This window comes from Streptococcus sp. 45 (assembly GCF_900108865.1).
GTDB classification, from domain to species: Bacteria; Bacillota; Bacilli; order Lactobacillales; family Streptococcaceae; genus Streptococcus; species Streptococcus ruminicola.
In genome coordinates this window covers 223,485-234,746 of sequence record NZ_FNXZ01000003.1, presented here as the reverse complement: position 1 = coordinate 234,746, position 11,262 = coordinate 223,485, and the positions used below count along the sequence as shown (strand labels likewise).

14 protein-coding genes and 1 pseudogene are annotated in these 11,262 nt (G+C 32.5%); 2 read left to right on the top strand and 13 right to left on the bottom strand.

Features of this window, described 5'->3' with window-relative positions:
• From BMX18_RS09295 to BMX18_RS07040, 5 genes and pseudogenes are all read right to left on the bottom strand, one after another.
• Positions 1 to 479, bottom strand: a pseudogene (locus tag BMX18_RS09295) (histidine kinase); the annotation flags it as partial.
• A gap of 749 nt (positions 480 to 1,228) precedes the next feature.
• A complete protein-coding gene (locus BMX18_RS07055) occupies positions 1,229 to 1,522 on the bottom strand; it encodes a bacteriocin immunity protein (RefSeq protein WP_093815787.1) in 294 nt (97 codons plus the stop codon).
• Between the two features lie 27 nt (positions 1,523 to 1,549).
• A complete protein-coding gene (locus BMX18_RS07050) occupies positions 1,550 to 1,855 on the bottom strand; it encodes a bacteriocin immunity family protein (RefSeq protein ID WP_093815785.1) in 306 nt (101 codons plus the stop codon).
• Positions 1,856 to 1,866: 11 nt separating this feature from the next.
• Positions 1,867 to 2,016: a bacteriocin gene (locus BMX18_RS07045; protein ID WP_093815783.1), complete on the bottom strand. Its 150-nt coding sequence runs from the start codon at positions 2,014 to 2,016 to the stop codon at positions 1,867 to 1,869.
• A gap of 243 nt (positions 2,017 to 2,259) precedes the next feature.
• Positions 2,260 to 3,579: a sensor histidine kinase gene (locus BMX18_RS07040; RefSeq protein ID WP_093815781.1), complete on the bottom strand. Its 1,320-nt coding sequence runs from the start codon at positions 3,577 to 3,579 to the stop codon at positions 2,260 to 2,262.
• 313 nt (positions 3,580 to 3,892) lie between these two features.
• Between BMX18_RS07040 and BMX18_RS09290 the strand changes: the two genes are divergently transcribed.
• Complete coding sequence (locus tag BMX18_RS09290) at positions 3,893 to 4,042, top strand: bacteriocin (protein ID WP_142350383.1); 150 nt, start codon at positions 3,893 to 3,895, stop codon at positions 4,040 to 4,042.
• A gap of 19 nt (positions 4,043 to 4,061) precedes the next feature.
• Here the strand turns inward: BMX18_RS09290 and BMX18_RS07035 are convergent, their stop codons facing one another.
• From BMX18_RS07035 to BMX18_RS09375, 8 genes are all read right to left on the bottom strand, one after another.
• Positions 4,062 to 5,384 (bottom strand): sensor histidine kinase, encoded by a 1,323-nt coding sequence (locus BMX18_RS07035; protein WP_093815779.1) that lies wholly within the window; start codon positions 5,382 to 5,384, stop codon positions 4,062 to 4,064.
• A 4-nt stretch (positions 5,385 to 5,388) separates the two neighbouring features.
• Complete coding sequence (locus BMX18_RS07030) at positions 5,389 to 6,120, bottom strand: response regulator transcription factor (protein ID WP_039696227.1); 732 nt, start codon at positions 6,118 to 6,120, stop codon at positions 5,389 to 5,391.
• A gap of 765 nt (positions 6,121 to 6,885) precedes the next feature.
• A complete protein-coding gene (locus BMX18_RS07020) occupies positions 6,886 to 7,575 on the bottom strand; it encodes a CPBP family intramembrane glutamic endopeptidase (RefSeq protein WP_074869387.1) in 690 nt (229 codons plus the stop codon).
• Positions 7,576 to 7,639: 64 nt separating this feature from the next.
• Complete coding sequence (locus tag BMX18_RS09385) at positions 7,640 to 7,792, bottom strand: hypothetical protein (RefSeq protein ID WP_159428313.1); 153 nt, start codon at positions 7,790 to 7,792, stop codon at positions 7,640 to 7,642.
• Positions 7,793 to 7,805: 13 nt separating this feature from the next.
• Positions 7,806 to 7,946, bottom strand: coding sequence for a bacteriocin class II family protein (locus BMX18_RS07015; protein ID WP_159428324.1), 141 nt, complete (start codon positions 7,944 to 7,946; stop codon positions 7,806 to 7,808).
• Between the two features lie 22 nt (positions 7,947 to 7,968).
• Complete coding sequence (locus BMX18_RS07010) at positions 7,969 to 8,577, bottom strand: CPBP family intramembrane glutamic endopeptidase (RefSeq protein WP_074869390.1); 609 nt, start codon at positions 8,575 to 8,577, stop codon at positions 7,969 to 7,971.
• The gene (locus BMX18_RS09380) at positions 8,552 to 8,716 is read right to left on the bottom strand and encodes a lactococcin G-beta/enterocin 1071B family bacteriocin (RefSeq protein ID WP_159428325.1); all 165 of its coding nucleotides are present in this window, start codon (positions 8,714 to 8,716) and stop codon (positions 8,552 to 8,554) included. Before BMX18_RS09380 ends, BMX18_RS07010 begins: the two co-directional genes overlap by 26 nt.
• Before the next feature lie 2 nt (positions 8,717 to 8,718).
• Positions 8,719 to 8,874 (bottom strand): bacteriocin class II family protein, encoded by a 156-nt coding sequence (locus tag BMX18_RS09375; protein ID WP_180366640.1) that lies wholly within the window; start codon positions 8,872 to 8,874, stop codon positions 8,719 to 8,721.
• Positions 8,875 to 9,112: 238 nt separating this feature from the next.
• Between BMX18_RS09375 and BMX18_RS07005 the strand changes: the two genes are divergently transcribed.
• Positions 9,113 to 11,260 (top strand): peptide cleavage/export ABC transporter, encoded by a 2,148-nt coding sequence (locus tag BMX18_RS07005; protein ID WP_093815777.1) that lies wholly within the window; start codon positions 9,113 to 9,115, stop codon positions 11,258 to 11,260.
• The last annotated feature ends 2 nt before the right edge of the window (positions 11,261 to 11,262 follow it).

Genomic DNA, 11,262 nt, shown 5'->3' with positions numbered 1-11,262 from the left:
AAAATTCGAATATAGGAAATCAATGGAATCTTTGGAGTTCCCATTTTTTCGGCAACTTCTAGGCTAATCTCGATGCCCTGATTTTCAGCTTGCAAGAATTTGGCTGACATGAGACTTTTGACGCCGCTGTCTGTGATGTTAGCCAAACGAGTCAAGTCAAATTTATTATTCTTGACCAGTTTCGTTGAATCGGCTGTGATTTCCTCGTAAATTTTCTTGATGTCATCCAGATTTCCTTGGTCAATTCCAACCTTCAAACTCATTAAGACATTAGCGTAGTCATGACGAAAACTGCGAACTTCTTGATATAAACTTTCCACGTGCTTGCTATAATTTTCAAGTGCTGCAAGCTCCATCTCCTGATTGCGAAGCAATTCATTTTTCTGCTCTTGCCCATGACGGAAATTGAGGTAAAAGAGGAAGATAAAGAGAAGAATAAAATAAATAAATGAACCACATTCATGAATTCTTTTAGCCACAACACTATTAAAAGGCGCTACTAATGGTAAAAGATCAAAACCAAAATAATAAAACAACATTAAACAATTAATTACTGTTATAGTTTTAGCCTTTAAGTAATTTTTCAAGGTCTTTCTGACATTTGAAATATCAATATTCAACCATTTGGATAACAAATAATAAAGTATCGGTGGAACAAGTAATACTGAAAGCATCACTACTGACATTGACTGAAATGGTGATATTTTAATGTCTAAAAACTCATACAAAAAATAGCCGTAGATTCTTTGAAGAACGGTAAAAACAATAATCGGATATAAAGCATAAAAAAGATGATACCTAACGTTTAATTTTGGCTTATGCCGATAAGATAAATACATTAAACTAAAAAGTAATGCTATATCTTTTCCAAAAACCATTAACATCTTCGAAAAATGAAGAGTTAATACATTGAAGGTACTTAAACATAGATGAAACACTACTCCATACATCACCCATTCGATCACACTCAATTTATTTTTGGTGATTTCTTGAAATAGAATTCCAAATATTATTAGACTCAACAAGTTTGCTAAAAAGGCTAGACACTCAGCTAAAATGCTCACTTACTTCTCCCTATTCTCATTTATTATTTACTATCTAAAGATTTTAATCTTAAAAATTGTGACTTTTTTAATTGTATCACGTTGCATTAATATTGGGTATAGTTATTTTTATAAAAAATAAAAAGGCCCTAAAGCCTTTTATTTGTTGTATCAATTGATGTTACCTAGTAGATTCTAATTTCCATTAATTTTCTAAGTTCTTTAAATTTTTCAGATTGTTTTGGGGTAAAGGAAACTTTGCTATGTAAAACGACATCTGTTAATTCTAAACTCATGCGATTCATAAGAAAAGGAAATGATGTTCCGTTTGTTTTAAATTCATTAAGATAATGTGTCAATGTTTTTTTCACACTTGTAGCAGAATCATTTGTTTGTAAATCAAGAAGCAACTCCTCAATAATTCGGATAGCTTCCTCTCTTCTTTCTTTTCCACCTGAAAACCATTTTAATTTTGCCATCTAAAATTCTCCTTTTCCCACTCAATTTCAATGAAAAATAACCCCAGTTGCAGCTAATCCACGCGCAAGATTTCCTTCAAACAATCCATGACTAGAGATTTTTTTGTAAAAGTCGTTGACACTTGAAGACATTTTTTCTTTTTTAGAAACATTTGCAATGCCAATCTGGCGTAAATCAGATGCAAGGCTCACAACAGCTTTGTCAAAATCTTTGCCATTTTCTACAGCATTTTTAAACTTCAGTAAAACTTGACGCTCTTCTTCTTTGATATCAACAGATAAAACAAGGTTATAAACGTCATTTAACAAATCTTCCTTGACTAATTTTCCCATAAAAATTCCTCCTATGGCATTAAAGCATTTACTAGACTTAGGCCAAAATCTCGCCCAGTTGAATAGACATGTTCAAAAATGATTGGATAAGCAATGATTAATAAAGCAAATCCAATGACTGTAATGGTAATTTTGTATTTTGAAAATAATGTCTTAAGCATATCTCATTCTTTCTAGTTTTAATGAAGGGCCAAAAATCCACTTGTTACCAAGCTAGATGTCGTACCGATTTTCTTTTTCATTTCTCAGCTATATTATACCCTTTTTTCATCACTAAAACGGAGCAAGTCGCAAACAGTCGTTTTTTCGTCGTAAACGGTAAAAATCATCGTTTCAGAAATTTACTCATCATAAAACAAAAAGACCGAATCCTGTAAGATTCAGTCTTCTCATTATTACAATCTCTAGTTTAGCGTATTTTTAATACGTATCGTCTGACAGAAATGATGAGCTACACTATCCGTTTCAACCGTGAGATTTGGATATTTTCGCATCATCTGATGAATCGTTGTAAGACCAATACCTCGACCATGTCCTTTACTTGAATAATCTTTTTGATAAATCAAATCAACAGGAACTCGCTCCTCTTTAGTCGTATTATCTACAATTAACACATAGTCATCATCTTGGTAAAAACATGCAATGGTTATCGCAGGATGCTCTGCTTCCAATGCCGCTTCGATGGCATTATCACACAAAATAGCCAATAAACGAATGTAATCTAACAGTGGAATATCAGGCGCCCCGATTTTTTCCTTTACTTCCAAATCAACTTCAATATGATTGGCCTCAGCTTCTAAAAATTTAGCTGACAAAAGACTTTTTATGGCATCATCCTTGATATTCGCCAGACGCCCAATATTAAACTTGCTACTTTGAATAAAACCAGACGAGTCCTCCAGAACGGATTCATAGATTTTCTGAATCATTCCGATATCCTTTCGATCAATTCCCTCTTTTAAGCTGACCAAAATATTAGCATAATCATGACGAAAGGCACGTAACTCTTCATACAAACCTTCAACCTTCTTACTGTAAGCTGATAAATATCTTAATTCTTGCTCACGGGCGCTAGCAATCTCTTTTTCAAGTCTATTTTGATAAGAACGGTTCATGTAAAATAGCATTAAGATAAAGAAGATGAAGTAAATAACTACTAGCCATTGTCGATAGATTAAATTATTAACACCGCCATAGACTTCCATACCTGTTAAAAATTCTATCAGGACATAATAAAACATCATTGTTATATCTGTGAAAACAAGCTTTTTTCGTAGGTTCTTTATCTCACTCAATTCAATAAAAGTTTGAAAATTAATTTTTGATAGTTTCAATAAAGTAAAATAGAGAAAAACAGCTGAAGCTTCAACAACAATATAGATGAGTTTATTATCCAAAGCCGTATATTCTAAACCAAAAATAGGAAGTATGAAGAATCCCACTAACCTCTTAAAAACACTTTCTGTAACCCACGGAAAACTAGCGTAAAAAATATGCAATGATAAAGGAAGCTCCTTGTCCCTCTCATAGGACAAATAAGCCAAAATACAAAATCTCAAAATAATCGTATAAAACCAGGTAAAATCAATAATTAGAAATGATAATGAAATTACTATGATTTCCCATAGCTTTAACTTAACTCCTCTAACATTTGCATAGATTATCATAATAACAGGGTAATAGAATGCTTCCAAAATATAATCAATTAAATATGCATTTATCATCCCATCACCTCATTTTGCTCAAAATCATTTCAAATTGATGTTCTACACGAAATCCTTGTGTGGTATTCTTCTCAAGAATAAATATACCTATCATAAATCTCTCCTTACCTAAACCATTCTCTTGATTATCTAAAAATCAACAATCTCTATTATAAAAGAAATTGTATAAAAAAACACCTTAGTCATAAACTGATATTTTTCAATATAAACAAAAAATAGACATTTTAGGAATGTTTTTTAACCTCTTAGGACATCAAGAAGCTATTAAAGCATTTTTCTGATAAAATAATCTTCGACTGGAGGTAAAACAGTTATGACAGAATGGAAAATGTCAGAGTTAGAATCAGTCAAAGAATTGACTGATTCTGATTTGGAGAAGATAGTTGGAGGAAATGGTAATCCTCTACTTACTGGTGTTATTGATTGGTTCAAAGCTATTAATAAACCTAAAAATCAAACGTAACCAAAAAGCATTCGATTTTTCAATCGAATGCCTTTTTAATACGAATAGTTTGGCTGAAATGGTAATTTTTACTATTTGTTTGAACAGAAAGATTGGAATATTTTCGCATCATCTGATGAATCGTTGTAAGACCAATACCTCGTCCATGTCCTTTACTTGAATAATCTTTTTGATAAATCAAATTAACTGGGACACTTTCTTCCTTAGTCGTATTATCTACAATTAGCACATAGTCATCATCTTGATAAAAACACGCAATTGTAATAGCTGGATTTTCTGCTTCAAGCGCTGCTTCAATGGCATTATCACATAAAATAGCAAGCAAGCGAATATAATCTAGTAGCGGAATATCGGGTACTCCAATCTTATCCTTAACCTCTAAATTTACTTCAATATGATTGGCTTCTGCTTCTAAAAATTTAGCTGATAAGAGACTCTTTATAGCATCGTCCTCAAGATTAGCCAGGCGCCCAATGTTAAACTTGCTATTTCGAATAAAATCTGCCGAATCTTCCAGGACAGAATCGTAGATTTTTCGAACCAGCCCCATATCATCTTGATCAATTCCCTCTTTTAAGCTGACTAAGATATTAGCATAATCATGACGAAAGGCACGTAACTCCTCGTACAAACCTTCAACTTTCTTGCTGTAAGCTGATAAATATCTTAATTCTTGCTCGCGGGCACTAGCAATCTCTTTTTCAAGTCTATTTTGATAAGAACGGCTCATGTAAATAATCATAAGAATAAAAAATAAAAAATACAGAAATACTAGCCATTCTCGGTATATCAAAGTTGGAATTTTTCTTTTAAACTCTACTGCAGTTAAAGATTCAATCACAACATAGTAAAAAATCATCGTAACATCTGTAAAGACTAACTTTTTACGCAATGATTTAATTTCACTAATCTCAATAAAAGTTTGAAAATTGATTTTTGATATTTTGATAATTAGAAGGTAAACCAATAAAACAGAAAGCTGCACAAAAATAAATAAAATATTATTTTTACTTAGGACAATATAATCTAGCCCAAATATTGGAAGAACAAAAAAACTAATAGTCCTAATAATGATGCTATCAATAACCCACGGGAAACTACCATTAAACATATGCAAAGATAACGGAAAATCTTTTCTACTAAAGTAAGATATTAAAAATAATATTAGGATTCTCCCTATAATGGTAGGAAACGGTGTAATATCAATAACAAAAAATGACAATGATATTGTTATAATTTCTCGTAAGTTTAGTTTTTCTCCTCTTACATTCGCAAAAATTGTCATGATAACAGGATAATAAGTAAGTTGTGAAGCATAAAAAATTAAAATTGCTTTTACCATCCCATCACCTCATTTCTGCCATCAGTTTTTTGACTTTGTCTCTTGAGACTTGGCAGTAAGAGCCGTTTTCGAAATAAGCTGTTCGGGTGCTTTTATCAAATTCAGTGACATTATTAACATTAATCACGAATGAGCGGTGACATTTCAACAAACGTTTATCTGATTTGGCTACCTCAGCAATTGTGCCATAAAACTCTGTTTGACCTGTTTTAGTGTGTAAAATCACACGGTGCACGGTTGGCGATGTTTCAAAATATAAAATATCATCATAAGCCACACGGATTCTTGCTTTTGCTGTTTCAAACAGGTAAGAATTCTCACCAAAACTACCAGTTTGATATTTCAATGCCTCTTTCAAGCACAATTCAATGCGCCCTCCAAAGGCTTCATCATTCATATTTTTATCAATAAAATCAATCGCACCAACTAGTGATTGATAAGTTAGAAGCATAAACTCAGAATGGGTTGTCACAAAGACAATAATGGCTGTCGGATCTTTTTCACGAATAGATCTAGCAACATCTAATCCTTGCTTTTCATCCCCTTTGATTTCTAAATCAAGAAAGAAAACCTGGTGATTTCCCTGCCCATCTGCCTTTTTTATAATATCCTTAGATGCCGCAAAAGCCTCTAAACGCTGATACTCCCAGTGGTTCCTTTCCATAATCGTCTCAATCTGACGTTCGATTCGAAATTGTTGCGTGATATTATCCTCAAGGATAAAAATATCTAACATAAACCTCTCCCTACCTAAACTATTCTTTTGATTATCTTAAAGACTAACATTTTCTATTATAAAGGAAATTTTAGGAAAAAAACACCTATGTCGTAAACAGTTAATTTTTCGTCGTAAACGGCATTTAGAACTAAAAAAGCTGACAGAATAAACTATCAGCTTCACCTATCATAATAGTAATACCTAATAAATTACTTCAATTAAATTGTTATCAGTTAATATCCCTATTTTCATAATAGATCAACATCAAAACAAGTAAACAAACTATTGACAATGGAGTCGTAGTACCTTCTTTTTGAGTTAAAGAATAAAAAATCAAAAAACAAACATAAGTAGACGTTTTTCTACTCTTCTTGATACTAAAGCCATCAATAGCAATTATTGCCAAAATAACACAATATAAAATAACAAAAATAGAATAACACATAAAAACTAATTTACTTTATTAATATCATACAATATAAACATTGTGAAAAAAACGAGAACTCCTTTTACTAACATACCATCCATCGATAATACTGCCTTCGCTCCCAATGCTAAAAACAGTATATTTTTTAGAACAGTTCTCCAATTTGTCATGTTTTCTTTCCAATTTTACTTTTTATTTTGTCATTACAACTGACAATTCTTAGTTTAGCATAAATTTTAATTGATAAACGTTAATGTCATAAACGGTTAAAATTCAGTCGCGAACGGTAAATAAGATAAATCAATCTGGCATTTTGAAATAGCTTGATGACTTACACCAACTTACTTTGAAACCACTTAACCATGCCATAACACTAATACTAAAATAATTAAGTTATGCATCGAGTGTAAGATAATGGAAGGGTATAATTTATTCGTTTTTAAAAAAGTAAGTCCATAAATTAATCCACCAATTAATTGAAGATTGATCACTTCATGGTAATCATATACATGAATATAACTAAAAACAAAGCTACTAACTATTACAGCCAACACCTTAGAATAATGCCTCAGCCCTCCTAAAAGAATTCCTCTATACAAAAATTCTTCTAAAAATGGTTGTGTAAATCCCATAGTTAAAATACTTAAAACTAAAATCAATGGATTATCTAATAAAATTTTACATAATGTTTTATCTTCAGGCATGCCGTTAATAGCAATATATCCAGCTGTGGTAATCAAATCAACCACCGCTATCTCAATAATTACTTGAATATCTTTTTTTCTAATTGTCACATCCTGAATAGAGGAAAAAATTTCAGTCCCCTTTGAAAAATAATTAAGATAGTTTCGAAGTAATATTGCGATGGGGATAACCGCCAATATCAATATTATCCTAATAAAAATTATTATGGCAGTATTTTTACCAAGATCTGGTATAGCTGATGCTGCTGGTACTTGAATTAATACATGTAATAGAAAAAAGGCAATACAAACAAATACTATTTTTAACCTTTCAATTAATATTTGATATATTTGTTTAATCATAGTAATCTCCTTAACAAACTAAGGAGTACTACTTGAAGTACTCCTCAATTTATTATTCTATTTCCTAATTCCCTCTATACTTTCTCCCATTTAACCCATCAAGGAAAGAATATGCCACTCGAACACTTTCATAAGCAAAACTTGAAAAAGCCTTCCCACCCGATGTATATTCGAGTTCCTCACTAGTTAAAACTTGAAATTTTTCAATATTTTTCATCTTTATCTCCTACTTAAAATTTATTAAAAAAAGCTTTTTTCACTTCACGAATTTGTCTTCCTAACAAATATGCAGCCCTAGTAAATCCATCGCCTCCATTAATTTGTGATAAAGAATCTTCATCAAGAGAGATAAATTGTTCCATTTTTTTCATACTCATAAAATCTCCTAAACCTTTATATTTGATTAACTATAGAAAAGAATATACTACTCAAATTAAAAAATATATGAAATAAAATTGAGTCTATTAAATGTCCTTTTTTCCTATATAAATAAAATGAACTTAACGCAAAAACAAAATATAAAACTACAGTTATTAGATTAACACTACCATGTAAAATGGCAAATAATAAACAACTTACAATAATATTCATTATTTCACTTTTAAAGCAGTTAGCTATAATACCTCTAAAAAATATCTCTTCTGTTATAGGACCAATAATAATAGCCATTAGCATAGAAGCCACATTTAATTTGAAGTCACTAATTCTTGATAATTGAATATTTGGAATTTGACTAACTGTCACATAAAAAATAATTTCATTAATAACGACTAATAATAAAACTTTTATCCAATCGCTTCTGTCAGGCAAATTTAATTTTGTAAAGTACGGATTTACTATTACAAAAAACCATAAAAATAAAATTATTATAGAAACAATACTAAAAAAGATATTAAAATCGAAATGCGCCAAGAAACTAACAAGTGTGTTAATAGCAATAAGATTAATAACTAAAAATATATTATGATATTTAGTTTTATTTGTGCTTAGATTTCCAACCATCGTACAAACCAGATACAAGATTATACACTGGGTCTACCAATGAAATCCACCCTATTTTCCCACCAGAAATACCTGACAACTGTTCGTCAGTTAAAATTACATATTCACGATTCTCTTTCATCAATTTATCCTTTCTCACAATTAACTTCTTAACATACGTCCAAGGTTATTAGCTAGATTAGAAAGGCTGGCATGACTACCATACCAATATCCAAAATCATAAAAGAAACTTTTCCCACCTTCAACGTGTGAAAGTTCTGCTGATGTCATTACATCAAATTGTTCCAAATTTTTCATGTTTTCTTCTCCATTTTCCTTTTTATTTTGTCGTTGCAACTGACAATTTTAGTTTAGCATAGAATTTTATTTGTGAATGTAAATGTCATAAATGGTTAAAATTCAATCGCGAACGGTAAAATCGATGTAAGCAAATGACCTTTTACGACGAAAAAGCGACCGTTTATGACTTGGGGTGTTACAAGCTAGCTTTTTGTGGCATAATATTTTTTGACTCTGTTTTAGAAGGAATGGTTTTATGAGGAAATACAAATACGTTAGTCAGATTGATATGCGAGATTGTGGGGTAGCTGCTTTGGCATCAGTTGCTAAACACTACGGCTCACACTTTTCGCTTGCTCACTTGAGGGAACTGGCTAAGACGAATAAAGAAGGAACAACTGCTCTTGGAATCGTCGAGGCAGCCAAAAAGATTGGCTTTGAAACACGCGCTGTAAAAGCTGATATGGTACTTTTTGAGATGGATGATATCCCGTATCCTTGCATTGTCCATGTGAATAAGCAAGGAAAACTACAACACTATTATGTCATCTATAAGGCTAAAAAAGATTATCTAATCATCGGTGATCCTGACCCAAGTGTGGGAGTTACAAAAATGACTAAAGCAGATTTTGCCAAAGAATGGACAGGGGTTACGATCTTTCTAGCTCCTGCAGCTAGCTATAAACCACATAAGGATAAGAAAAATGGCTTGATGAGTTTCTTACCGATTATTTTTAAGCAAAAAGCACTACTAACATATATAATCCTTGCTAGCCTACTTGTTACCTTGATTAATATTGTTGGTTCTTATTATCTACAAGGAATCTTAGATGATTATATTCCTAACCAACTGCAATCGACCCTTGGAATTGTCTCAATCGGCTTGGTCGTGACTTACATCATGCAACAGATTATGAGCTTCTCACAACAGTATTTGTTAGTTGTGCTCAGTCAACGTTTGACGATTGATGTCATTTTATCTTATATTCGTCATATTTTTGAATTGCCTATGTCCTTTTTTGCGACAAGGCGAACTGGGGAAGTAATTTCCCGCTTTACCGACGCCAATTCTATTATCGACGCGCTTGCTTCAACAATCTTATCGCTTTTTCTCGATGTGAGTATCCTTTTCATCGTTGGCAGTGTTTTAATTTTGCAAAATGCGAAACTCTTCTTGATAACCTTAATTGCTTTGCCTGTTTATGCCGTCATTATCTTTGCTTTTATGAAGCCTTTTGAACGAATGAATCATGACGTCATGCAAGCTAATTCTATGGTCAGCTCTGCCATTATTGAAGATATCAACGGGATTGAAACCATTAAATCACTAACTAGCGAAGAGACACGTTATCGCAATATCGATAGCGAATTCGTGGAATACTTGGATAAAAGTTTCACACTTAATAAATACGAAGCAATGCAAGCCTCGCTTAAACAAGGGGCGCAGCTGATTTTAAATGTGGCTATTCTCTGGTACGGCTCACGTCTCGTTATGACAGGGAAAATTTCTGTTGGGCAATTGATTACCTATAACACCCTTTTATCTTACTTCACAAAACCAATGGAAAACATTATTAACTTGCAAACTAAGTTACAGTCAGCGAAAGTGGCTAACAAGCGACTTAACGAAGTTTACTTGGTATCTTCTGAATTTGATAACAAGCAAGTGATTGATAATCAAGAGTTTCTCAAAGGTGACCTTGTCTTTGATGATGTTTCTTATAAATATGGCTTTGGACACAATACTCTTAGTCACATTAAACTTCATATCAAGGAAGGTGAAAAGGTTAGTCTCGTCGGCGTCAGTGGTTCTGGGAAAACAACTTTAGCTAAAATGATGGTGAACTTTTATAGTCCAAATCAAGGTCAAATCACCTTGGGAGGCTATGACTATAAAACTATTGATAAAAAAGTTCTTCGCCAACACATCAACTACCTTCCACAACAATCTTATGTCTTTTCTGGAAGTATCCTTGATAATCTCACTTTAGGTGCTTCTGATGCGATTACTCAAGAAGACATTATCAAAGCCTGTGAAATCGCTGAGATTCGTGCTGACATTGAAGCTATGCCAATGGCTTACCATACTGAGTTATCAGATGGGGCTGGTTTATCTGGCGGTCAAAAACAGCGATTAGCTATTGCCAGAGCACTTCTGACTAAGTCACCCGTCTTAATCCTAGATGAAGCAACAAGTGGTCTTGATGTTCTGACCGAAAAACGTGTTATCCACAATTTGTTAGCTTTAAAAGACAAAACCATTATCTTTGTTGCTCACCGTTTAAGCATTGCCAAGCAAACTGACCGTGTCATCGTCCTAGATAAAGGACAAATTATCGAACAAGGTCATCACGAGCAACTCATGCAAAATCCTGGCTTTTACGCTCAGCTATTTCAAGAATAAGG